Origin of the sequence: Streptomyces humi (genome assembly GCF_001005085.2) — a bacterium.
GTDB classification, from domain to species: Bacteria; Actinomycetota; Actinomycetes; order Streptomycetales; family Streptomycetaceae; genus Streptomyces; species Streptomyces humi.
Genome location: NZ_LBMU02000050.1, coordinates 15,384 through 38,975 on the forward strand (window position 1 = coordinate 15,384; position 23,592 = coordinate 38,975).

Here is a 23,592-nt window from a genome sequence, read left to right on the forward strand (position 1 = left end):
TCGATGGATTCCCCGCGAAGAGATGTGGACGTGCCGGCTTCCGTGGGACCGCGCGGTCTGCTCGACGCCTCCAGCGACGCGGCGGCGGTAGTGTCGGCCGGGGGCACCGTGATCGGCTGGACGCGCGGTGCCGAGGCGCTGCTCGGATACCCGCCCGCCGAGGTGACCGGCCACCCCGCGGCGCGGCTGCTCGCCGTGCGCGCCGATCCGGCCCGCGCCACCGGGGTCGCCGAGCGCTGCCGCTCCGGCATGGGCTGGAGCGGGCTGGTGCCGGTACGGCACCGCGACGGCCGCACCGTCCTCGTCGACCTGCGGGTCTCCGCGGCCTTCCGCATCGGAGGCGAGGAGTGCTTCCTGCTCTCGGCGCGCGAGCAGCGACCCGAGTGGACGGCCCGGCAGTCCGTCCTGGACGGCTTCCTCACCCGCGCGCCGATCGGCATGGCCGTCATGGACCCGGAGCTGCGCTACGTCTGGCTGAACGACACCCTGGAGCAGTTCGGCGGAGTGCCCCGCGAGCAGCGCCTGGGCCGGCGGCTGAGCGAACTGCTGCCCGGGTTGCAGGGGGCCACCATCGAAGGCCTGATGCGCAAGGTGCTGGCGACCCGGGAGCCGGTCACCGACTACGAGTACCTCGGCTGGAGCTGGTCGGACCCGCACCGCAGGCGCGCCTATTCCACGTCGTTCTTCCCCCTGGTCGACCCCGACGACTCCGTGACCGGGGTCTGCTACCTGGTCACCGACGTCACCGAACGGTGGACCGCCCGGCAGCTGCTCTCGCTGGTCAACGAGGCCGGCACCCGTATCGGCACCACCCTGGACGTGCTGCGCACCGCCCAGGAACTCGCCGACTTCGCGGTCCCCCGGTTCGCCGACTTCGTCATCGTCGACCTCCTGGAGCCCGTCCTGAGCACCGAGGGACACGGCACCTGGCTGACGGACGCGGGCCCGGCGCCCGCCAGGCCCGCCATGCGGCGCGCCGCGCTCAGGACCGTCCGCGAGGGCAGCCCCGAGGCGGTGGCGCGGATCGGCGACCAGGTGGACTTCCTGCCGCCGCCGCACGGCCTCGACCTGCTCATCGACGGCGAACCGATCCTCATCCCCGAACTCGACCCGGACGACCACCTGTGGGTCACCCAGCAGCCCGCACGGTCGGCCCGCATCCGGGAGTTCGGGCTGCACACCCTCATCTCGGTCCCGATGCGGGCCCGCAACACCGCCCTCGGCCTCACCACGTTCGCCCGCTCGGTCAACCCGGTCCCCTTCGGGCCCGACGACGTCCTGCTCGCCCAGGAACTGGTCGCCCGCGCCGCCGTCTGCGTCGACAACGCCCGCCGGTACACGAGGGAGCACACGGCCGCGGTCACCCTCCAGCGCAGCCTGCTGCCCCAGGCCCTGAGCGGCGGTACGGCCCTCGACGTGGCCTCCTCCTACCTGCCGGCGGACGCCGCGGACGGCGTCGGCGGTGACTGGTTCGACGTGATCCCGTTGTCCGGCGCCCGGGTCGGCCTGGTCGTCGGCGACGTGGTCGGCCACGGCCTCACCGCGGCGGCCAGCATGGGCCGGCTGCGCACCGCCGTCCAGACCCTCGCCGACATGGAGCTGCCGCCCGACGAACTCCTCGCCCACCTCGACGACCTCGTGCTGCGGCTCGGGGAGGAGGAGAACTCGGGCGCGGCCTCCGAGGGCAGCACGGCCACGTTCGTCGGGGCGACCTGTCTGTACGCGGTCTACGATCCGGTGACCCGGCGGTGCGCCATGGCCCGGGCCGGGCACCCGCCGCCGGTCGTGGTGGCGCCCGACGGGCGGGTCTGGTTCCCCGAGATGCCCGCCGGCCCGCCGCTCGGGCTGGGCGGCATGGCCTTCGAGTCCACCGAGTTCGAACTCCCCGAGAACAGCCTGCTGGGCCTCTATACCGACGGCCTCATCGAAGGTGCCGACCGGGACGTGGAGTTGGGCATGTCCCGGCTGCGGGCGGCCCTGTCCGCACCGGACGCGGACCTCGGCACGCTGTGCGTGTCGGCCGTGCAGCAACTGGTGCGCGTTCCCCAGCCCGACGACATCGCCCTGCTGCTGGCCCGCACCCACGCCCTGGGCACCGACCACGTCGTCTCCTGGGACGTACCGGTCGACCCGGCCGCCGTGGGTGAGGTCCGGGCCAAGGCGGTGAACCAGGTGGAGGCATGGGGCTACGACGAACTGGCGGTGACCACCGAACTCGTCGTCAGCGAGCTGGTCACCAACGCCATCCGCTACGCCGAACCGCCCATCCGGCTGCGGCTGCTCCGTAACACCCGGCTGACCTGTGAGGTCGCCGACGGCAGCAGTACGGCACCGCGGCTGCGGCACGCCCGCAGCACCGACGAGGGCGGCCGCGGCCTCTTCCTGGTGGCCCAGCTCGCCCACCGGTGGGGTGCCCGCTACACCGGTGAGGGAAAGGTCATCTGGGCCGAGCAGGAGATCCCGGGGCGGTGAGCGGGGAAGGGACGGCGGGGTGACCTGGGGGGCGGCCGGGGCTCTGTCGAATGCGCACGTTTGGCCGTACGCTGTCAATTGATGAGGATTCGGCAGCAATTGGGGGGGAGCCGCCATGTCCGGGGAAGCGCACGGCCCGAACCAGCAACCACCGAACGACAGGCCCCCGGGCCCCGGCACGCCGAACCCGGCCCCGCCGGGCCCCAGTTCCCCGAACCCGGCCCCGCCGGGCTACGGGTTTCCGCCGCCGGGCGCCACGGGGCCGCAGCAGAGGCCGGCGTTCCCGCCGCAGGGCTTTCTGCCCCCGCCGCACGGCTTTCCGGCCCCGGGGCCCTTCGTCCCGCCCATGCCGTCGAGTCCGCCGTCCGCACCGCCGGACGGCCTGCGGGCCGCCACCGTGGCCCTCCTCAACCTGAGCGGACTGGGCCTCGGTTACCTGCTCGTCCGAAGACGGCTCCTGACGGCCGCGTGCCTGGCGGCGACCGTCGTCCTGCTCCTCGTGGCGCTGCCCGCGGACGCCGACGGCGTGCCCGGCGCCGCTCTCGTCTGCTACCTCGTTCTCCTGCTGCTGGCCGCCCTGCACGGCGCGTTCGTCGGCCTGCGCACCGCGCTGGTGTGGCCGGGCCGGCGGCCCGTCGCCCTCCTGCTGGGCGTCGCCCTCCTCGCCGTCCCCGTCGGCGGCGCGCTCTGGTACGACAGCGCTCACCAGGAAGCCGTGCAGCGCGCCCTCCTCGACCGGCTCGACCAGGCCGACGAACAGGTCACCGCGGCCGCCGAGCACGACTTCACCGGTGCCAAGGCCGACTACCGGAACGCCCTGGCCGTCTACCGCGACCTCGCCGTGAACCACTCCGGTTCCCGGGCCGCCGCCCAGGTCCCGGACCGGCTGCGGACCTACTACACAACCGTCGCGGCGGCCTACGGCCACCAGGACTACTGCACGGCCGTCGCCCCGCTGAAGTATCTGCGGACGGTGCCCAACTCCATGCCGAAGGACCAGCTCGGCACGCTCGCGCACTGGCCCGACGACCGGCTGGCCACCTCGCTGTACGAGTGCGGTGCGGACGGCCTGGACGGCGGCGGCACCGACTGGGTGGCCCGGTTCGACGACCTGCTGGGCACCTTCCCGGACTCGGCACAGGCCGCCAAGGTCGTGCCGGCCGTGGACGCGGCGGAGAAGAAGGCGGCGAAGGCCGTGTCCGGGTCCGATCCCTGCACCGCCGTCGAGCGGCTGCACACCCTGAACTCCCAGATCGTCCAGTTGTCCGGCGTGTCCGGCGCGCAGTCCGGTGCCCTGGGCAAGGTCGCCACCCGCGCCGACCGCAGCGGCGACGCGGGGGAGTACCAGTGCGGCGTCAAGCAGTACAAGGACGGCGACTACGCCAAGGCGCAGGCGACCATGCAGCAGTTCGTCACCGACAACCCGCACGACCACAACGGCGACCGCGCCCGGAAGATCGCCATCGGCGCGGAGGTCGCCCAGACCCTCCCGGCCGCCGGCAGGAAACTGCCCACCACGGCGTCCGGCGGCGGTATCTCCGTGACCGTGAAGAACGACAGCCCGGACGACATCACCGTGCTGTACACCGGCCCGGTCACCGGCAGCTTCACCCTGAAGGCGTGCGGCGGCTGCAAGGCGTACTCCTTCGCCAGCTCGATCACGCCCGGCTGGGAGCCGTGCAGCGACAGCGGCCGCGACTACCCGCAGCGCACGATCAGCCTCCCGCCCGGCACCACGTACTTCGTGCACAAGCCGAAGAAGGACACCTCGGCCACGCCGGGCTCCGACACCGCCAAGCTCCGCTACGGCTACGTCTACACCGAGTGCGCCTACACGACGCAGTCGCTGGGGTCCGGGTACTGAACAGGGCGCGAGGCTGTCGGACCGGCCAACTAAGCTCCCGCGCATGAGCGAAGAGGGCAGAGACAACCCCGCGAGACGGGTTGTCGACGGGCGGTTCGAGCTGGAGGCACGGCTCGGTGGCGGCGGCATGGGCACGGTCTGGCGCGCCACCGACCTGGTGCTGCGGCGGAGCGTGGCCATCAAGGAGGTACGGCCGTCCGACCCCGGCCTCGCCGAGTACGACCCGGAGGCGGCCCGGCTGCTGCGGGAACGGGTGCTGCGGGAGGCCCGCGCCCTGGCGCGGGTCGACCACCCCAACGTGGTGACCATCCATCACATCGTCGACGGCGGCCCGGGAACCTACCCGTGGATCGTCATGGAACTGGTCACCGGCGGCTCGCTCGCCGACCGCCTCGCGCGCGGCCCGATGAACCCGGCCGAGGCCGCCCGCGTCGGCCGCGAGGTGCTGGCCGCCCTCCGGGCCGCCCACGCGGCGGGCATCGAACACCGCGACGTCAAACCGGCCAACGTCCTGCTGCGCCCCGACGGACGTCCGGTCCTCACCGACTTCGGCATCGCCGCCGTCCGCGAGGCCACCGCCCTCACCGCCACCGGCTCGGTCATCGGCACCCCCGACTACATGGCACCGGAGCGCGTCTCGGGCAAGGACGGCGGCCCGGCGGCGGACCTGTGGTCGCTCGCGATGATGCTGTACGTCGCCGTCGAGGGCCATCACCCGCTGCGCCGGGGCACCACGCTCGCGACGCTCGCGGCCGTCCTCGCGGAGGACGTTCCCCCGCCGGTCCAGGCGGGTCCGCTCACGGACGTCCTCAGCCGCGTCCTCGTCCGCGACCCCGGCGCCCGCCCGGACGCCCGGCAGCTGGACCGGATGCTGGCCGAAGCCGCCGGGCAGCCCCAGCGGACCGAGTCGCCCACGTCCTTCCCCCTGCAACCGCCGGCCGCGCCGCCACGGGACACGGTTCCGGTCCCCGCCGCGCCCCCGGCCGGCCGCCGCCGCTGGACGCTGCTGGTCCTGCCCACCGCGGGCGTCGCCCTCGCGGGCGCACTGGTGTGGACCCAGCTGCCCGACACGGGCACCCACGCCAACGGAGCCAAGGGCTCCGGCACCACGTCCGCCACGGCGTCCGCGCCGGGCGACGCCACCGGCTCACCCACGTCCGGGAGCCGGGCCACCACGACCGACCTGCTGACCCCGCAGGGCATCCGCACCGCGATCGCCGCCTTCAAGAAGGAGACCGGCCGGGACCGGTACGCCAGTCTCACGGTCTATCCGGAGTACGTGGTCGCCAACCTGATGGTGAAGGGCGACGACGCCGCGTACGACATGTACACCTACCGGCCGGGCCAGGGCGTGCGGAAGGACATCATCAGCGGGCACGTGAGCGGCGACGACAAGCCCGTCACCCTGGACGGCTACGACTGGGACAAGGTGCCCTCGCTCCTCACCGAGGCCGGGAGGAAGCTCAAGGTGCCCGACCCCGACACCCGTTACCTGGTGCTGATCCTGCCGGGCAACGCCTTCGGCGACCCCGCCGGGATGTCCGTCTACCTGAGCAACGACCACAGCCAGACCGGATACCTCCAGACGGACAAGAAGGGGAAGACCGTCAAGCTGATGCCGTACGACGGCTGAGGCCGTGCCGGTCAGGAGAGGACGCGGACCGGGGTTCCGGCCTGCCAGGCGGCGATGTCCTCGACGGCGTCCCGGTAGAACACCTCGTACAGGTCCCGGCTCACGTACCCGATGTGCGGGGTCACGACCGCGTTCGGCAGCGAACGCAACGGGTGGCCGGCGGGCAGCGGCTCACGGTCGAAGACGTCCAGGGCCGCCGACGCGATCCTCTTCTCGGTCAATGCCGTGATCAGGGCCTCTTCCTCCACCACGGGCCCGCGCGAGGTGTTCACGAGGACGGCCGTCGGCTTCATCAGGCCCAGTTCACGGGCGCCGACCAGGCCGCGGGTGCGGCCGCTGAGCACGACGTGGACGCTCAGCACGTCGGAGCGCCGGAACAGTTCGTCCCGTGACACGTGGATCGCTCCCCTGGCCTCGGCGTCGGCGGGGGTCAGGTGCTGACTCCAGGCGATGGTCCGCATCCCGAAGGCGCGCCCGATCTCCGCCACCGCGGTCCCCAGCCGGCCGAGGCCCAGCAGCCCCAGCGTGGCGCCCCGCAGGCTCGTCCCGAGGCCTTCCTGCCAGCCGCCCCGGCGGACCGCGTCGACCTGCTGGGGGATCAGGCGCGCCGCGGACAGGATCAGTCCCCAGGTGAGCTCGACCGTCGGGTGCGGGAAGTAGCCCGTGCCGCAGACGGTGATCCCCAGGTCGCGTGCGGCCGGTACGTCGATCGCCGCGTTGACCGGGCCGGTGGTGACGAGCAGCTTCAGACGCGGCAGTGCGCCCAGCGTCGACGACGGGAACGCGGTCCGCTCGCGCATGGCCACCAGCACGTCGAAGTCGGCGAGGGCCGTCACCACGTCCGTTTCGTCCGCGAAGGGCGTTCCGAAGACCCGCACGTCGGCGCCGAGGCGGTCCCAGTCCGCCAGGCTCCGCGCGACGCCTTGGTAGTCGTCCAGGATCGCGATCCTCATGCGGGTTCCCTTCGCTCGTGCCTCCAGGTTGGCACAGGCCCCGTCAGCCGCGCGGCTCGGACGTCGTGCCCCTGGTTCCGGCCGGCCGGGCTCCCCGGAGCAGCCACGAACGCGCCCTGCGGGTCAGCCGCGGCTGGATCACCCAGGTGAGGAGGGCCGTCAGGACCAGCGAGTTGACGGCCAGGGCCGCGGCCTGCGGCAGGGCGGGGAACAGCAGCTTCAGCAGTGTCGCGATGGTCAGCAGGCAGGGATAGGCCGCGGCCCATGTGGTGAGGAAGCTCTTCCACCGGGGCGGCACGTTACGTTCCTGGAGGGTGAACCAGGGGGCCAGGTCGGTGCTGCGGCTGCTCCGCGGCTCCGAGATCCGGTTGCCGCGCCGCACCAGCTCGCGCCGTACGTCCGACCGCTCCCAGGCGTCGAGGTGCTCGGCGGAGTCGAAGCGGTAGACGAGGTGGTGCAGCCCCTGACCGTCGTGCAGCCGTACGGCGCCCAGGTGGCCGGGACAACCGGCCGCGGCCCGGTCGGCCTCCTCGGCCCAGCGGGCGAACTCCTCCTCCCGTTCCGGCGCGACGACCCTGGTCACCATGACGGTGACCGAGTCCTCGGTGCCCGTGTCACCCCGCATCCCGGCCTCCTCCCGGCGTCGCGTTCCTCCCGCTGACCGCCCGGGTACCCCGCGGCCTGGGCCCGGGTACCCCGCGGTCTGGGCCCGGGTACCCCGTGGCCCGGGCATGAGCACTTGGTCTGCACCATTGACATGTACGCGTAGCGAGGCCTTCAATGCGGCTCATCCGCACGTCCCTCCCGACGGTCGCGCACGAGGAAGGCCCCCGCATGATCACCCCCCACCCCGTCATGGCCTGGTCCCGCACCCTGTTAAGACTGTTCGCCCTGGTCGCCGTCGTGCTCGGCGTCCAGGCCGCGCCCCCGCACGCCGCCCGCGCCGCCACCACCGTCAACGTGATCGCCTTCTACGACGGCACCTACGACGCGGCCCACATCAGCTTCGACCACGAGGCCAACTCCTGGTTCCCGCAGGCGGGCGCCCAGAACGGCTTCACCTACACCGCGACCACGGACTGGAGCCGGCTCAACACCGCCACCCTGGCCGACTACCAGGTCGTCATGTTCCTCGACGACTACCCCCACACCGCGGCACAGCAGTCCGCCTTCCAGACGTACGTGGCGGGCGGCGGCGGTTTCATCGGCTTCCACGTCTCGGCCTACAACGACGACACCAGCGACTGGCCCTGGTACCACAACACCTTCCTCGGCACCGGCACCTTCAAGAGCAACACCTGGGGGCCGACCCAGGAGACCCTGAAGATCGACGACCCCTCGCACCCGGCGACCGCGAACCTCCCGTCCACCATCACGTCCTCGGTGAGCGAGTGGTACAGCTGGCAGAACGACCTGCGGCAGAACCCGGCCATCGACATCCTCGCCTCGATGGACCCGTCGACCTTCCCGATCGGCACCGACCCCGACCAGACCTGGTACAGCGGCTATTACCCGGTCGTCTGGTCCAACCGCAACTACAAGATGGTCTACAACAACTTCGGCCACAACGCGATGGACTACTCGACGAACACCACCCTGTCGTCGACGTTCGCGAGCGACCGGCAGAACCAGCTCCTGCTCCAGGAGATCAAGTGGGCGTCCGGCCAGTCCGGCCCGGTCACCCCGCCCACGAACGCCACCGGCCCGATCCACGGCTACGGCGGCAAGTGCGTGGACGTCGCGGGCGCGAGCAGCGCCAACGGCACCGCCGTACAGCTCTACGACTGCAACGGCACCTCCGCGCAGAACTGGACGGCCGGCGGCTCCGGCACCCTCACCGCGCTGGGCAAGTGCATGGACGTGACCTCGGCCGGCACGGCCAACGGCAGCCAGGTACAGCTGTACGACTGCAACGGCTCCGGAGCGCAGGTCTGGCAGACCGGCGCGAACGGATCCCTGGTCAACCCCCAGTCGGGCAAGTGCCTCGACGCCACCGGCCCCAGCTCGGCCAACGGCACCCGGCTACAGATCTGGTCCTGCTCGGGCGCCGCCAACCAGAGCTGGACCCTGCCGTCCTGACCCGTCCAGGCCCCGCCGGGCGGTGCGGTCCCGCACCGCGCCGCCCGGCCGCGGGCCTCAGCCCGCCGCCCGCCGGACGAGATCGGTGATCCGTGCCTCGGCCGCGGGGGTCAGCTCCGTCAGCGCGAAGGCCGTCGGCCACAGCGTCCCCTCGTCCAGGAACGCCTGGTCACTGAAACCGAGCGTGGCGTACCGCGACTTGAACTTCTGGGCGCTCTGGAAGAAGCAGACGACCTTGCCGTCCCTGGCGTACGCGGGCATCCCGTACCAGAGCCTCGGCGCAAGGGCCGGCGCGGCGGACGCGACGACGGCGTGGACCCGCTCGGCGAGCACCCGGTCCGCCTCGGGCATCTCGGCGATCTTCGCAAGCACCTCGCGCTCCGCCTCCGCCGCCTTCTCCGCGCTCCCGGCCCGGCGGGCCGCCGCCTTCAGCTCCCGCGCACGCTCCTTCATCGCGGCGCGTTCCTCGTCCGTGAAACCGTCGCGCCGCCCGGTGGTCGCGGGGGCGGCGCTCTTCGCGGCTGTCTGCGTGCGCGTCATCTCGGGTTCCTCTCCGACGGACCTGCCGATGACTCCCATGCTAGGAATCCCCGGGGTCCGCGGGCTTCTCCGAAACTGACCGGATCGAGGCGCCGTGCCGCGCCGGCCGTCAGCGCGCGAGCAGTTCCAGCGTGTCGATCACCCGGTTCGAGAAGCCCCACTCGTTGTCGTACCAGGCGACCACCTTGACGTGGCGGCCGTCGACGCGGGTCAGGGCCGAGTCGAAGATCGAGGACGCCGGGTTGCCGGTGATGTCCGAGGACACCAGCGGGTCGTCCGAGTACTCGAGGACGCCCGCGAGCGGACCCTCGGCGGCCGCGCGGTACGCGGCGAGCACCTCGTCGCGGGTCACGTCCCGCGCCACCGTCGTGTTGAGCTCGACGATCGAACCCACCGGCACCGGCACCCGGATCGAGTCCCCCGACAGCTTGCCGTCCAGGTTCGGCAGCACCAGACCGATCGCCTTCGCGGCGCCCGTCGTGGTCGGCACGATGTTGACCCCCGCGGCCCGGGCCCGGCGCGGGTCGCGGTGCGGGCCGTCCTGGAGGTTCTGCTCCTGCGTGTAGGCGTGCACGGTCGTCATGAACCCGTGCTCGATACCGGCGAGTTCGTCGAGCACGGCGGCCAGCGGCGCGAGCGCGTTCGTGGTGCACGAGGCGTTGGAGACGACCGTGTGCAGTTCCGCGTCGTACGCGTCGGTGTTCACGCCGTACGCCAGCGTGACGTCGGCCCCCTCCGACGGCGCGCTGACCAGCACCTTCCGAGCACCCGCGTCCAGGTGCGCACGGGCGGCCTTCGCGGAGGTGAAACGGCCGGTCGACTCCAGCACGAGGTCCACGCCGAGGTCGGCCCACGGCAGCCGGGCCGGCTCGCGCTCGGCGATCACCTTGATCCGGCGGCCGTCGACGACGAGGACGTCCCCGTCGACGCTCACCGGGCGGCCGAGGCGGCCCGCCGTCGAGTCGAAGGCGAGCAGCCGCGCCAGCGCGGTGGGCTCCGTGAGGTCGTTGACGGCGACGATCTCCAGGCTGCTGTCCCGCTCCAGCAGAGCGCGCAGCACATTGCGTCCGATACGGCCGAATCCGTTGACGGCGATACGAGTCATAAGTGGCGTCCCTTCGCTACGCCACCAGGTTCGCCGTCCGCGTCCGTCCGGGACAGCGGCGAGAACGCCACTGTTCAAAAGGATCCCGCCACCCTGTTCCGCCACCGCCCGTCGCGGTGTCACTCGCCCTTCGTGAAGGTGCGCCGGTAGTCGCTCGGTGTCGTGCCGAGGATGCGCTGGAAGTGCAGCCGCAGGTTCGCGCCGGTGCCGAGGCCGACATCGTCGGCGATCTGCTCGACGCCGCGTTCCGACCGCTCCAGGAGTTCCCGGGCCAGGTCGATCCGGGCCCGCATCACCCACTGCATCGGCGTGTACCCGGTGTCCTCCACGAAGCGCCGCGAGAACGTACGCGGCGACACCCCGGCGTGCCGGGCGAGCGCGTCCAGGGTGAGCGGCTCGGCCAGCCGGTGCAGTGCCCACTCACGGGTCGCGGCGAACCGCTCGCCGAGCGGCTCGGGCACGCTGCGCGGCACGTACTGGGCCTGGCCGCCGCTGCGGTAGGGGGCCGCCACCAGCCGCCGCGCCGCGTGGTTGGAGGCGGCCACGCCCAGGTCGCCGCGCAGGACGTGCAGGCACAGGTCGATGCCCGAGGCGGCGCCGGCCGACGTCAGCACGCTGCCCTCGTCGACGAACAGCACGTTCTCGTCGACCTTGACGAGCGGATGGCGCTCGGCGAGCGCCCGCGTGTAGTGCCAGTGCGTGGTGGCCCGCCGGCCGTCGAGCAGTCCGGTCGCGGCGAGCGCGAAGGCCCCCGTCGAGATGGCGGCCAGCCGCGCGCCCCGGCCGTGCGCGGCGAGCAGCGCGTCGACGACCGCCCGCGGCGGGTCCTCGCGGTCCGGGAACCGGTAGCCGGGCACGAACACCATCTCCGCCCACTCCAGCGCGTCCAGACCGTGGGCGACGTGGTACGACAGCCCGTCACCGCCGGTGACGAGGCCGGGCGCCGCCCCGCACACCCGTACCTCGTAGGGCATGCTCGCGCGGGTCGTGAAGACCTGCGCCGGGATACCGACGTCGAGGGGCTTGGCGCCCTCCAGGACGAGGACGGCGACGCGATGCAGGCGGCTGGCGGACACACCGAAAGGGTACGAGCCCAGGACCGGCGCACAGCCGCTCCGCCCGCGATGAGCCCGGCGCCCGCCGGCGCCCCGTCGTCGGCCCCTGCGGCCGGACGTGTCCGCTGGACCGACTCGTTCGGGTGCACGCCCGCGGGCGGAGCCGGCGATCGGCGGCCCGGAGCCGATGATGGGGGGCATGCCTGGAGCGGATGTCGAGGTGCCGGTGCTGATCGTCGGCGGGGGACCGGTCGGGCTCACCGCCCGAGCCCTGCTGGAGCGCTGGGGCGTGCCGGCCCTGCTGGTCGAGAAGCGCCGGGAACTGTCCCCGTTCCCCCGGTCCCGGCTGGTCAACGTGGGCTCGATGGAGATCTTCCGGCGGCTCGGCGTCGCCGCCGAGGTCTCGGCCGGGGCGTTCGCACCGGAGTACGGGCGGGTCCGCTTCCGCGACACCCTCCACGACCCCGACTTCGCCACCGCCGCGATGGTCGGCGTCCACGATCCGGTCCCCGAGAGCCCGGTGACCGGAGTGGTCACCTCGCAGGACCGGCTGGAGCCGATCCTGCTGGCCGCGGCCGGGGGAGAGGTACGTTTCGGGACCGAACTCGTCGACCTGGAGGAGACGGCCGCGGGTGTCCGCGCCGAACTCGTCGACGCCGGCAGCGGGACGCGGACCCGGGTGCGCGCCGGATACCTGCTCGCCGCCGACGGGGCGAACTCCACCGTCCGTGAACGGCTGGGCATCGGTGCCACCGGCCCCGGAGCGCTCGGCAGTTTCACCACTGTCGTGTTCGACGCCGACCTGTCCCGCTGGTGCGCGCACCAGCCCGCCGGGGTCTACTTCACCACGTTCGGCACCTTCACCCCGCTCTACCCCGAGGGCGGCTGGGCCTGGTTCGGCGCCACGCCGCCGGCCGCCGGGCCCACCGACTGGCCCGGCCTGGTGTCGCGCGCCCTCGGCCCCGGCGCGGACGTGCGGGCCGAGGTGGTCCGGGTCCAGCACTGGTCGATGACCGCGCACGTCGCCGACAGCTTCGGCGACGGCCGGGTCTTCCTGGCCGGTGACGCCGCGCACGCGGTGCCGCCCATCGGCGGCCTCGGCATGAACGCCGGAGTCGCCGACGCGCACAACCTGTCCTGGAAACTCGCCGGAGTGCTCCAGGGCTGGGCCGGACCAGGTCTGCTCGCGACCTACGAGACGGAACGGCATCCGGTCGCCCGGGAGACCCTCCGCCAGGCGGTCGACAACACCCGGCTCCTGCTCCAGGTGCAGCGGCTGCGCACCGGACAACTCCGCGCCGGAGGCTCGGGACCCGTCGAACTGCCCTGGTCGGAACGGTACTTCGCCCAGCTCGGCCTCGTGCTCGGCGTGACGTACGAGTCCGCGGCCGTCCTCCCCGACCACGGGTCACCCCGGCCCCGCGGTACCCGCCCTGACCCCTCCGGTACCGAACCCGGCCTCCCCGGTACCGAGTACGTTCCCACCGCCCGGCCGGGCCACCGCATGCCGCACCACTGGCTGGCCCCCGGCCGCTCCACCCTCGACACGCTCGGGGAGTGGTTCACCCTGCTCACGCCCGCTCCCGACCGCTGGCTGAGCCAGGCCACCGACCCGTGGCCGGTGCGGGTCGAGGCGCTGCCCGGCGAACACTGCGCCGGGTACGGGCTGGACCGGCGCGCCGGAGCCCTCCTGGTCCGCCCGGACGGCCACCTCGCGGCCCGCTGGGACGCGCCCCCGCCGCACGGCACCACGCTCCGCGACGCCCTGACCGCCGTCACGGCGCTCCCGCCGCCCGGGTGAGCCGTCAGCCGCCCGGCGGGGCGGTGCTGCCCCTGACCACGAGACGGGTGGGGACGAGGTCGGTACCGGGACGGGAGTCGTCGCCGGTGCGGATCTGACGCAGGACCCGCTGCACGCACCGCCGGCCGACCTCGGCGAAGTCCTGGTGCACGGTGGTCAGGGGCGGGATGAAGAAGGGCGCGTCGGCGGTGTCGTCGAAGCCGACGACACTGATGTCCGCCGGGACGGACCGCCGCCGCTCGTGGAAGGCACGCAGCAGTCCGAGCGCCATCTGGTCGTTGGCCGCGAACACGGCGGTGCACTCGGGGACTTCGGCGAGCAGCAGTCCGGCCGCGTGACCGGACTCGGCGGACCAGTCGCCGTGCAGCGGTGCCGGGACCGGCCGCCCGGCCTCCGCCAGCACGGCCCGCCAGGCCTGACCGCGGCGCTGGGCCGCGTACGACGACTCCGGACCCGTCACATGCCACACCGTCCGGTGACCCAGGTCCAGCAGATGCCGGACGGCCTTGCGCGCGCCGTCGGCCTGGTCGGTGTCGACCACGCAGTAGCGGTCCCCGGCGTCCGAGTCCACGACCACCACATGGACCCCTGGCGGCAGTTGCACGGTGCTGGTGTCGAGCAGATGGATCTCCATGATGACGATGACGGCGTCCACGGCCAGCTCGCCCATCCGTGTGAAGGCACCCAGCACGTTGTCCTGCGTGGCCACGTCGATGGGGATGAGGGTGATCGCGTAGCCCTCGGCCGCGGCATGGGTGGCGATCGCCTCCACGGTGCGGCTGCTGCCCGTCGAGGAGAGACTGAACAAGATCACGCCGATGGTGTTGAACCGGCCGTAACGCAGGGCGCGTGCCGCACTGTTGGGCCGGTAGCCCAGTTCCCGCATCGCGGCCAGCACCTGTTCCCGGGTGGAACCGATCACCCCCGGACGGCCGTTGGAGACCCGCGAGACCGTCTGCGAGGAGACACCGGCGAGTTCGGCCACGTCCGCCATGGAGACCCGCTGCTTGCGGCGCCCGCCCGGCACCCCGGTGCCGTCACGCCCGGCCCCGCCCGTGGTCGGCGCGACCCGCCCCTCCGGTTCGTCCGGATCCATCGCCCCACCCCTCAAATCCCCGTCAGGCACGGGAAGTCGCGACCGGGAATCTTGACGCCCGCGGGAGCGGGTGCCACGATTCCGACGCTTTCGAGTTTACGTGAACATCGCGGTGTGACCAGCCCGGACGGAGATCCCGTCCGATCGTCGCGCAGACGATGTTCACGTAAACACGACCGCTTGATGTTTACGTGAACACGTGACCTGGGCCCCGATCCCCCCTCGCGTCGAGCCGCCGTCTCCTGAAAGGGCACGTTGATGCGCAAGACCCCAGCCAGAACCCGTGTCACCCCCCGCACCCGCGCCGCACTCGCGGCGGTCGCGGTCGCCGCGGTGGGCGCCACGACCCTCACCGGCAGCCCGGCCTCCGCCGCCGTTCCGGGCCACGGCACCAGCCAGTTCAAGGGCGTCAACTGGGCCGACCCGCGCGACAACTACGCCGACGACCCGGTGGTCCTCTCCGGCCTGTCGCTCTCCGACAGCTACGCCCAGACCTACGCCAAGGCCACCAGGGTCATCGCGGCCTTCCGCGCCAACCTCGGGGCCAACACCGTACGGCTGCCCATCAACCCGTACACGGTGAACGGCTCGTACTGGAAGTCGTACCGCGGGGTCATCGACGCGGCCTCCGCGCAGGGTTTCAAGGTGATCGTCTCCTACTGGGAGGGGACCGGCGCCAACAAGGACGGCTTCATCGACGACGAGGCCACCTACTGGCCGATGTGGGACACCGTCGTGAAGACCTACCGGCACGACCCGCACGTCTACTTCGAGCCGATGAACGAGCCGCACGGCTACACCGACGCCCAGTGGGCCGACCTCGCCGCGAAGTGGCTGGCCACCTACCCGTCCGTGCCGCACGACCGGGTCTTCGTCAGCGGCGCCGGCTACAACGACCACGTCACCACCGTCTGCGCCGACCCGCGCCTGAAGGGCACCTATCTCTCCCTGCACCACTACGGGTTCTGGAAGAGCTACGCCACCTACGACCAGTGGGCCGCCGACCTGAAGGAACGCCTCGGCGACTGCGCGGGCCGCACTGTCGCCGACGAGTTCGGCGCCCCGATGACCACGGGCCTCGACTACGACAAGCCCGCTCCCGACGACAACTCCGTCAACTTCATCCAGGCCGACACCGACCTGTTCCGCAAGCTCGGCATGGGCTCGGTGTACTGGCCCGGCCTGCGCACCGACGACACGTACTCGATCCAGAAGCTGATCGGCGACCCGTCCCGCCCCTGGCTGGCCACCACCAACCAGTCCGGTGCCGACCGCCTCGCCTGGGCATGGGGCCGCGGCAGGCCCGTCTCCGGCTGACCCGCCGGACGCCGGCCGCGACGTCCACGAGCGTCGCGGCCGGCGTCCGGTTCCTGGCCGGGCTCCCTGACCGGCTCACGGCCCCACGGGTCTGCCCGTGGGGTGGTCGGGGGCGGCGTCGAGGGTACGCAGGTACGTCAGGGCCGGGCGGCCGGAGAGCACGGTTTCGCCGGTGACGGTGAAGCCGGTTCGGGTCAGGACGGCCCGGGACGCCGCGTTCCGCAGGCTCGCGGCGGCTCGCAGGGCGGTCAGGCCGTAGTCGGTGGCGGCGAGCCGGCAGATCTCCCGTACGGCCGAGGTGGCCAGTCCCCGCCCGGTGGCGCGCTCCGCGATCCGGTAGCCCAGATCGGCGGAGCCGTCCGCCACGTCCACCAGGTTGATCCGGCCCAGCACCTCGCCGGCCGCGTCGACCAGTACGTGGAAGTAGCAGATCCCGGCGGCCTGTTCGGCCAGCCGCGCGCGGTGCACCTCGTCGAAGCGGGCGAAGAAGGCGTCGCCGCGGTCGGGGATCGACGCCGCGAAGTAGGCGCGGTTCTCCCGCTCGAAGACGAGGAGGGCCGGGGCGTGGTCAGGGCGGAGCAACTGGAGCTCGGGCATGGAGAGGACGTTAGGCAACCGGCCGCCCGTCCGCCACCGTGTCAGGCCTCGCGCAGGTCCTTGACCCGGCGGAGTTTGCCGACCGAGCGCTCCAGGGTCTCCGGGGCGACCACGTCGACCTCGACGGTGACCCCGACCCCGTCCTTGATGCCCTGCGCGATCGTCTTCGTGGCGGCCGCGCGGTCGGCGGGAGCCGCGTCGGGCCGTGCCTCCACGCGGACGGTCATGTGGTCCATCCGCCCCCGCCGGCTGAGCTGGATCTGGAAGTGCGGGGCCACCCCCGGGGTCCGCAGCACGATCTCCTCCACCTGGCTGGGGAAGACGTTGACCCCACGCAGGATGATCATGTCGTCGCAGCGGCCGGTGATCTTCTCGATCCGGCGGAATCCCGGACGCGCGGTGCCGGGCAGCAACCGGGTCAGGTCCCGCGTGCGGTAGCGGACGACGGGCAGCGCCTCCTTGGTGAGCGAGGTGAAGACCAGCTCCCCGCTCTCCCCCTCGGCCATCACCTCGTCGGTCAGCGGGTCCACGACCTCCGGGAGGAAGTGGTCCTCCCAGACGTGCAGCCCGTCCTTGGTGTCCACGCACTCCTGCGCGACCCCCGGACCCATCACCTCGGACAGGCCGTAGATGTCGACCGCGTGGATGTCGAGGCGCTCCTCGATCTCGCGGCGCATCTCCTCCGTCCACGGCTCGGCGCCGAAGATGCCGACCCGCAGCGAGGTGGAGCGGGGGTCGACGCCCTGTCGCTCGAACTCGTCGAGCAGGGTCAGCATGTAGGACGGCGTGACCATGATGATCTCGGGCCGGAAGTCCTGGATGATCTGCACCTGGCGCGCCGTCATACCGCCCGAGGCGGGGATCACGGTGCAGCCGGCCCGTTCGGCGCCGTAGTGGGCGCCCAGGCCGCCGGTGAACAGGCCGTAGCCGTAGGAGATGTGGACCTTGTGCCCGGGGCGGCCGCCGGCCGCCCGGATGGAGCGGGCCACGACGTCGGCCCACACGGACAGGTCGTGGTCCGTGTAGCCGACCACCGTGGGGCGGCCGGTGGTGCCGCTGGAGGCGTGCACCCGCCGCACCTCGGACATCGGTACGGCGAACATGCCGAAGGGGTAGGTGTCGCGCAGGTCGGCCTTGGTCGTGAAGGGGAACCGGGCGAGGTCCGCGAGCGTCCGGCAGTCGTCGGGCCGCACCCCGGCCGCGTCGAACTTCCTGCGGTACAGCTCCACGTTGTCGTACGCGTGCCGCAGGGTCGTGCGGAGCCTGGTGAGCTGGAGCGCCCGGAGCTCGGCACGGGACATCCGCTCGGCGTCGTCCAGCAGCGCCTCGGGAAGCGGCTCTCCCCGGCGGGTGCCCCTGGGTTCGGGCGCGATCACTTCGCTGCTCACTACGGCTCCTCGTGCTCGGTGCGGAGGGTGCGGAGGCTGCGACTGCGGCCGCGGAACTCCGCGATCACCTCGTCGCCGCGCACGACACTCACGTCGTAGACACCGCTGCGGCCGAACCGGACCCGCTCGCGTGCGGTGGCCACCAGCACGTCGCCCTCGTACGCGGGCGCCACGAAGTCGATGTCGGCGCCGGCGGCGACGGTCACCGGGCCGTGGCTGTTGCAGGCGCAGGCGAACGCGGTGTCGGCGAGGAGGAACAGGAAGCCGCCGTGGGCGATCCGGTGCCCGTTGACCTGCGAGGACGACACGGTCATCCGGAGCACGGCGGTTCCTTCGCCGTGTTCGAGCAGCTCGATGCCGAGCCCGCGGGACGCCTCGTCCGCGGCGAACATCGTCTCGACGGGGCCAGGCGTCGTACCCGGTACCTGGGTCGTCATCTCCACCACCTTGTGAACCGACCGAACATTCGGTTAGCGTGCGGCGTGGTCAAGTAATCCAGCCAGGCCCCCGCATGTCAAGAGGCGGACCGCAGGTCGCCGTGGACCCCCGGGGCCGACGGTTCCGACGCCGAGGAGGCCGACTGATGCCCGACGACGTGTACCTCGTCGACGGCGCCCGCACCCCGCAGGGACGCCACGGCGGCGCGCTGGCCGCCGTCCGCCCCGACGACCTGGCCGCCCTCGTCGTCGGCGAGGCCGTCCGGCGGGCCGGCGTGCCCGGCGAGGCCGTGGACGAGGTCGTGCTCGGGGCCGCCAACCAGGCGGGCGAGGACAACCGGGACGTGGCCCGGATGGCGGTCCTGCTGGCCGGACTGCCGCACACCGTGCCCGGCTACACCGTCAACCGCCTGTGCGCCTCGGGCCTGACCGCGGTGGCCTCGGCGGCCCAGGCGATCCGCGCCGGAGAGGCGGACCTCGTGGTCGCCGGGGGAGTGGAGTCCATGACCCGGGCGCCCTGGGTCATGGAGAAGCCCGGCACCCCGTGGGCCAGGCCGGGCCAGGTGCACGACACCGCCCTGGGCTGGCGGTTCACCAATCCGCGCTTCACCGCCGCCGACCGGGCCGTGCCCCCGGACGCCGGCCCGGAGGCGGTCAGGGTCACGCTCTCCATGGGGGAGACCGCGGAGGAGGTCGCGGCCCTGGACGGCATCACCCGCGCCGAGTCCGACGCCTTCGCCCTGCGCAGCCACCAGCGGGCCGTGGCCGCCCAGGAGGCGGGCCGCTTCGACCGCGAGATCGTGCCGGTCCCGGTGCGCGACGGCGAGGTCACCCGGGACGAGGGTCCGCGCCCCGGCACCACCCTGGAGAAGCTGGGCTCCCTGCGGACGGTCTTCCGCGCGGACGGCATCGTCACCGCGGGCTCCTCCTCACCGCTCTCCGACGGCGCCGCGGCCCTGGTCGTCGCCGGTGCGGAGGCGGTGCGGCGGTACGGGCTCACACCCCGGGCGCGGATCGTCGCGTCCGCCTCCGCGGGGGTGCAGCCCCACCTGATGGGCCTGGGTCCGGTACCCGCCACCGAGAAGGTCCTGGCCCGAGCCGGACGGCGGGCCGGCGACCTGGACGCCGTGGAACTCAACGAGGCGTTCGCCGCCCAGGCGCTCGCCGTCGTCCGCCGCCTCGGCCTCGACGAGGCACGGGTCAACGCCGACGGCGGCGCCATCGCCCTCGGGCACCCGCTCGGCTGCTCCGGAGCCCGCATCCTGCTCACGCTCCTCGGCCGCATCGAGCGGGAGAACGGCCGCCGCGGTCTGGCCACGCTGTGCGTCGGTGTGGGCCAGGGCGTCGCCCTCCTCGTGGAGCGCGTGTGAACACCGGAACGGCTGCCGGCGCGTGACCCGGCCGATCGGCCCGGACTCTTGCCAGACCGGGGAGGGAAGACCTTATGATGAACCGAACGAATGGTCGGTAGGGAGTTGGTGGAGATGACTGAAGCGGCCGGAAGGGACGCCGGGCCGGATCTGGAGTCCCAGTTCGAGGCGACGATCGCGCGTGACCAGCGCATCGAGCCCCGCGACTGGATGCCGGAGGGCTACCGCAAGACGCTCGTCCGGCAGATCGCCCAGCACGCGCACTCCGAGATCATCGGCATGCAGCCGGAAGGCGAGTGGATCACCAAGGCCCCCTCGCTGCGCCGCAAGGCGATCCTGTTCGCCAAGGTCCAGGACGAGGCCGGCCACGGCCTGTACCTCTACTCGGCCGCCGAGACCCTGGGCGCCGACCGCGCCGACCTCACCGAGCGTCTCCTCGAAGGCCGCCAGAAGTACTCGTCCATCTTCAACTACCCGACGCTCAGCTACGCGGACGTCGGCGTCATCGGCTGGTTCGTGGACGGCGCGGCCATCTGCAACCAGGTGCCGCTGTGCCGCAGTTCCTACGGCCCCTACGCGCGCGCGATGGTGCGGATCTGCAAGGAGGAGTCCTTCCACCAGCGGCAGGGCTACGAACTGCTGATGACCATGATGCGCGGCACCGAGGCCCAGCGCGAGATGGTGCAGGACGCCGTGAACCGCTGGTGGTGGCCGTCCCTGATGATGTTCGGCCCGCCCGACGACGACTCGCCCAACTCCGCGCAGTCCATGGCCTGGAAGATCAAGCGGCACAGCAACGACGAACTGCGCCGTCGCTTCGTCGACATGACCGTGCCCCAGGCGGCGAAGCTCGGCGTGACCCTGCCCGACCCCGAGCTGCGCTGGAACGAGGAGCGCGGTCACCACGACTTCGGCACCCCCGACTTCAGCGAACTCAAGGAAGTCATCACCGGCAACGGCCCCTGCAACGCGCAGCGGATGGACCGCCGGCGCACCGCCCACGAGGAGGGTGCCTGGGTGCGTGCGGCCGCCAGTGCCCACGCCGCCAAGCAGGCCGCCCGGGCACGCGAGGAGGCCGTGGCATGAGCAACTCCGAGAACTGGCCGCTGTACGAGATCTTCATCCGCGGCAAGCGCGGCCTCAACCACGTCCACGTCGGCTCACTGCACGCGGCGGACGACCGGATGGCCCTCACCCACGCCCGCGACCTGTACACCCGGCGCAACGAAGGCGTGAGCATCTGGGCGGTGCGCTCGGAGCACATCGCCGCCTCCACCCGGGACGAGAAGGACCCGTTCTTCGCCCCGAGCGCCGACAAGGTCTACCGGCACCCGACGTTCTACGACATCCCCGACGACGTCCCGCACATCTAGGAGCCGGTGATGAGCGACGACCACGTCTACCTGAGCCTGGCCGAGGGCCACGACGACAGTGACGCCCGCTGGGCCTTCGGCACCGGCTTCGAGGACCCGCTGCACGGCGTCGACACCACCGTGCCCGAGCACGTCGACGCCGCCGCGCTGTCCTCCCTGTGCCTGGCGCTCGGCGACGACGCCCTGGTGCTGGCCCAGCGGCTCGCCGAATGGGTCACCCGCGCCCCCGAGCTGGAGGAGGAGGTGGCACTGGCCAACATCGGGCTCGACCTGCTGGGCCAGGCCCGCCTGCTGTACGCGCGCTGCGGCCAGACGGACGGCACCGGACGCACCGAGGACGCCTACGCCTACTTCCGCGACCCCGGCGACTTCCGCAACGTGACCCTCGCGGAACTCCCCAACGGCGACTTCGCCTTCTCCGTCCTGCGGCTGCTGGTGTTCGCCGCCTGGCGGCTCGCCCACTTCACCGAACTCGTCACCACACCCGACCCGGTGCTCGCGGCGATCGCGGCCAAGGGCGTCAAGGAGCTCACCTACCACCGGCAGTACGCCGCCGAGTGGGTCGTCCGCCTCGGCGACGGCACCGAGGAGTCGCGCGCCCGCATGCTGACCGCCCTGGAGGCGCAGGCCCCCTACTGGGACGAGCTGTTCGCCGCACAGGACGCGCGAGCCGCGGTACTGGCCGACCTCCGCCAGGTGTTCGACGCGGCCGGCCTCCCCACGCCCGACCTTCCGCCGTCGCCCGGCGTCGGCCGCGACGGCGCCCACACCGGGCATCTCGCCCCGCTGCTCGCCGAGTTGCAGAGCGTGGCCCGCGCCGACCCGGAGGCGACGTGGTGACCGGAGTGCTGTCCGACGTCCGGCGGGCCCGGCACCTCGCCGAGCAGGTCCCCGACCCCGAACTGCCCATGCTCACCCTGGCCGACCTCGGCGTGCTGCGGGACGTGACGATCGAGCCGGACGGCACCGTGGTCGCCGCCCTCACCCCCACCTACTCGGGCTGCCCCGCCATGGCCGAGATGCGGGCCGGCGTCGCCGCGCGCCTGCGGGCCGCCGGCTTCGAGCGGGTACGGATCCGCACGGTCCTCGACCCGCCGTGGACGAGCGACTGGATCACCCCCCAGGGCCGCCGCAAACTCGCCGAGCACGGCATCGCACCGCCCATGACGGCGCCGCGGCGCCCCACGGGACCCGTCCCGCTGGACCTGTCGCCGACCCGGCGCACGGTGCCCTGCCCGCAGTGCGGCTCCGCCGACACCGAGGAGACCTCCCGCTTCGCGGCCACCTCCTGCAAAGCGCTCTGGCGGTGCCGCACCTGCCGTGAGCCGTTCGAGTACGTCAAGGAGATCTGATGGCAGAGCTGACGGCACCGGCCGCCGGTGCCCCCGCGACGAGCCCGCGGCGGCTTCGCCCGGCCTTCCACGCCCTGCGCGTCGCCGACGTGCAGCCGCTGTGCGAGGACGCCGTGGCGGTCACCTTCGACGTCCCCGCCGCCCTCGCGGCGGAGTTCGCCTTCGGCCCCGGCCAGTCGCTCACCCTGCGCCGCGAGACCGACGGACGCGACGAACGGCGCTCCTACTCGATCTGCTCGGCGGCCGGCACCCCGCCCCGCATCGGCGTCCGTGAGGTGCCCGGCGGGCTCTTCTCCTCCTGGCTCGTCCACGACGTGCGGCCGGGTGACACCGTCCAGGTGATGGCACCGACCGGAGCGTTCACCCCCGACCTCACCGTCCCCGGCCACCACGTGCTGATCGCGGCCGGCTCCGGCATCACTCCCATGATGTCCATCGCCGAGTCCGTCCTGGCCGCCGACGACCGCTCGAAGGTCACGCTGTTCTACGGCAACCGGCGCACCGACACCGTGATGTTCGCCGACGAACTGGCCGACCTCAAGGACCAGTACCGCACCCGGTTCCACCTCGCCCACGTCCTGTCCCGTGAACCCCGCGAAGCCGACCTCCTCTCCGGCCGGCTCGACGGCGCACGCCTCGCCGCGCTCATCGAGGGCCTGGTCGACGTCCGGGGCGCCGACCACTGGTGGCTGTGCGGCCCGCACGGCATGGTGCTCGACGCCCGGAAGCTGCTCGCGGAGCTGGGTGTCCCGGACCCGCGGGTCCACCAGGAGCTCTTCTTCGCCGACGAGCCGATCGAACCGCTCCGGCATCCGGAGAGGACGGCGGACGGCCCGGTCAGCGAGGTCACCGTCACCCTGGACGGCCGCTCCACCACCGCCCTGCTGCCGCGCGGGAGCACCCTCCTCGACGCCGCCGCGCGCATCCGCCCGGACCTGCCCTTCGCCTGCAAGGGAGGCGTCTGCGGCACCTGCCGCGCACGCGTCACGGACGGCTCGGCGGACATGCGCCGCAACTACGCCCTGGAACCGGCCGAGGTGCGGGCCGGCTACGTCCTGACCTGCCAGACGTTCCCGGTCTCCGACACGCTGACCGTCGACTACGACAGCTGACCGGCCGCCCCGGGACACTGGGCACCCGCCGGCCGGACGCCGTCCCCC

21 protein-coding genes are annotated in these 23,592 nt (G+C 72.8%); 12 read left to right on the forward strand and 9 right to left on the reverse strand.

What is annotated here, in order from left to right; all coding sequences use genetic code 11:
• The first annotated feature begins 3 nt into the window (after positions 1-3).
• The 3 genes from AAW13_RS23175 to AAW13_RS23185 all read left to right on the forward strand — a co-directional run bounded on the left by AAW13_RS23175 (position 4) and on the right by AAW13_RS23185 (position 5,969).
• Entirely contained in the window at positions 4-2,472 is a 2,469-nt protein-coding gene (locus AAW13_RS23175; RefSeq protein ID WP_046727120.1) for a SpoIIE family protein phosphatase, read from the forward strand.
• Between the two features lie 346 nt (positions 2,473-2,818).
• Positions 2,819-4,336 carry a hypothetical protein gene (locus tag AAW13_RS23180; RefSeq protein WP_046727119.1) on the forward strand — a complete coding sequence of 506 codons (1,518 nt, stop codon included), beginning with the start codon at positions 2,819-2,821 and terminating at the stop codon, positions 4,334-4,336.
• A 43-nt stretch (positions 4,337-4,379) separates the two neighbouring features.
• Positions 4,380-5,969 carry a serine/threonine-protein kinase gene (locus AAW13_RS23185; protein WP_046727118.1) on the forward strand — a complete coding sequence of 530 codons (1,590 nt, stop codon included), beginning with the start codon at positions 4,380-4,382 and terminating at the stop codon, positions 5,967-5,969.
• 11 nt (positions 5,970-5,980) lie between these two features.
• Here AAW13_RS23185 and AAW13_RS23190 read toward each other — a convergent pair whose 3' ends face one another.
• Both AAW13_RS23190 and AAW13_RS23195 read right to left on the reverse strand, forming a co-directional pair.
• On the reverse strand, positions 5,981-6,922 hold the full coding sequence (locus tag AAW13_RS23190; protein ID WP_046727117.1) for a D-2-hydroxyacid dehydrogenase family protein: 942 nt from the start codon (positions 6,920-6,922) through the stop codon (positions 5,981-5,983).
• A gap of 43 nt (positions 6,923-6,965) precedes the next feature.
• Positions 6,966-7,547, reverse strand: coding sequence for an antibiotic biosynthesis monooxygenase (locus AAW13_RS23195; RefSeq protein WP_046727116.1), 582 nt, complete (start codon positions 7,545-7,547; stop codon positions 6,966-6,968).
• A 209-nt stretch (positions 7,548-7,756) separates the two neighbouring features.
• Here AAW13_RS23195 and AAW13_RS23200 point away from each other — a divergent pair, with 209 nt between their 5' ends.
• The gene (locus AAW13_RS23200; protein ID WP_240528704.1) at positions 7,757-9,001 is read left to right on the forward strand and encodes a ThuA domain-containing protein; all 1,245 of its coding nucleotides are present in this window, start codon (positions 7,757-7,759) and stop codon (positions 8,999-9,001) included.
• Between the two features lie 57 nt (positions 9,002-9,058).
• Here AAW13_RS23200 and AAW13_RS23205 read toward each other — a convergent pair whose 3' ends face one another.
• The 3 genes from AAW13_RS23205 to AAW13_RS23215 form a co-directional block, all read right to left on the reverse strand.
• The gene (locus AAW13_RS23205) at positions 9,059-9,541 is read right to left on the reverse strand and encodes an iron chaperone (protein WP_046727115.1); all 483 of its coding nucleotides are present in this window, start codon (positions 9,539-9,541) and stop codon (positions 9,059-9,061) included.
• Positions 9,542-9,650: 109 nt separating this feature from the next.
• A complete protein-coding gene (gene gap, locus AAW13_RS23210; protein ID WP_046727114.1) occupies positions 9,651-10,646 on the reverse strand; it encodes a type I glyceraldehyde-3-phosphate dehydrogenase in 996 nt (331 codons plus the stop codon).
• Positions 10,647-10,765: 119 nt separating this feature from the next.
• Entirely contained in the window at positions 10,766-11,722 is a 957-nt protein-coding gene (locus tag AAW13_RS23215) for a GlxA family transcriptional regulator (protein ID WP_046727113.1), read from the reverse strand.
• A 178-nt stretch (positions 11,723-11,900) separates the two neighbouring features.
• Here AAW13_RS23215 and AAW13_RS23220 point away from each other — a divergent pair, with 178 nt between their 5' ends.
• On the forward strand, positions 11,901-13,502 hold the full coding sequence (locus AAW13_RS23220) for an FAD-dependent monooxygenase (RefSeq protein WP_046727173.1): 1,602 nt from the start codon (positions 11,901-11,903) through the stop codon (positions 13,500-13,502).
• Between the two features lie 4 nt (positions 13,503-13,506).
• Here AAW13_RS23220 and AAW13_RS23225 read toward each other — a convergent pair whose 3' ends face one another.
• The gene (locus AAW13_RS23225) at positions 13,507-14,598 is read right to left on the reverse strand and encodes a LacI family DNA-binding transcriptional regulator (RefSeq protein ID WP_079178924.1); all 1,092 of its coding nucleotides are present in this window, start codon (positions 14,596-14,598) and stop codon (positions 13,507-13,509) included.
• Positions 14,599-14,856: 258 nt separating this feature from the next.
• Here AAW13_RS23225 and AAW13_RS23230 point away from each other — a divergent pair, with 258 nt between their 5' ends.
• Complete coding sequence (locus AAW13_RS23230; RefSeq protein ID WP_046727112.1) at positions 14,857-15,915, forward strand: glycoside hydrolase family 5 protein; 1,059 nt, start codon at positions 14,857-14,859, stop codon at positions 15,913-15,915.
• Positions 15,916-15,990: 75 nt separating this feature from the next.
• Here AAW13_RS23230 and AAW13_RS23235 read toward each other — a convergent pair whose 3' ends face one another.
• From AAW13_RS23235 to paaI, 3 genes are all read right to left on the reverse strand, one after another.
• Positions 15,991-16,512, reverse strand: coding sequence for a GNAT family N-acetyltransferase (locus AAW13_RS23235; protein ID WP_046727111.1), 522 nt, complete (start codon positions 16,510-16,512; stop codon positions 15,991-15,993).
• Between the two features lie 41 nt (positions 16,513-16,553).
• Positions 16,554-17,813, reverse strand: a complete 1,260-nt coding sequence (paaK, locus tag AAW13_RS23240) for a phenylacetate--CoA ligase PaaK (RefSeq protein ID WP_079178930.1) — start codon at positions 17,811-17,813, stop codon at positions 16,554-16,556.
• 86 nt (positions 17,814-17,899) lie between these two features.
• On the reverse strand, positions 17,900-18,337 hold the full coding sequence (gene paaI, locus AAW13_RS23245; protein WP_046727109.1) for a hydroxyphenylacetyl-CoA thioesterase PaaI: 438 nt from the start codon (positions 18,335-18,337) through the stop codon (positions 17,900-17,902).
• A gap of 146 nt (positions 18,338-18,483) precedes the next feature.
• On the opposite strand from paaI, the gene AAW13_RS23250 reads away from it, so the two are divergent.
• From AAW13_RS23250 to paaE, 6 genes are all read left to right on the forward strand, one after another.
• Complete coding sequence (locus AAW13_RS23250; protein WP_046727108.1) at positions 18,484-19,707, forward strand: thiolase family protein; 1,224 nt, start codon at positions 18,484-18,486, stop codon at positions 19,705-19,707.
• 114 nt (positions 19,708-19,821) lie between these two features.
• Complete coding sequence (gene paaA, locus AAW13_RS23255; protein WP_046727107.1) at positions 19,822-20,793, forward strand: 1,2-phenylacetyl-CoA epoxidase subunit PaaA; 972 nt, start codon at positions 19,822-19,824, stop codon at positions 20,791-20,793.
• Positions 20,790-21,080, forward strand: coding sequence for a 1,2-phenylacetyl-CoA epoxidase subunit PaaB (gene paaB, locus AAW13_RS23260; RefSeq protein ID WP_046727106.1), 291 nt, complete (start codon positions 20,790-20,792; stop codon positions 21,078-21,080). The genes paaA and paaB overlap by 4 nt, the downstream gene beginning before the upstream one ends.
• Positions 21,081-21,089: 9 nt before the next feature.
• On the forward strand, positions 21,090-21,920 hold the full coding sequence (gene paaC, locus AAW13_RS23265) for a 1,2-phenylacetyl-CoA epoxidase subunit PaaC (protein ID WP_046727105.1): 831 nt from the start codon (positions 21,090-21,092) through the stop codon (positions 21,918-21,920).
• Complete coding sequence (paaD, locus tag AAW13_RS23270; RefSeq protein ID WP_046727104.1) at positions 21,914-22,432, forward strand: 1,2-phenylacetyl-CoA epoxidase subunit PaaD; 519 nt, start codon at positions 21,914-21,916, stop codon at positions 22,430-22,432. Before paaC ends, paaD begins: the two co-directional genes overlap by 7 nt.
• A complete protein-coding gene (gene paaE, locus AAW13_RS23275; RefSeq protein ID WP_206306265.1) occupies positions 22,432-23,544 on the forward strand; it encodes a 1,2-phenylacetyl-CoA epoxidase subunit PaaE in 1,113 nt (370 codons plus the stop codon). Before paaD ends, paaE begins: the two co-directional genes overlap by 1 nt.
• Positions 23,545-23,592: the final 48 nt, after the last annotated feature.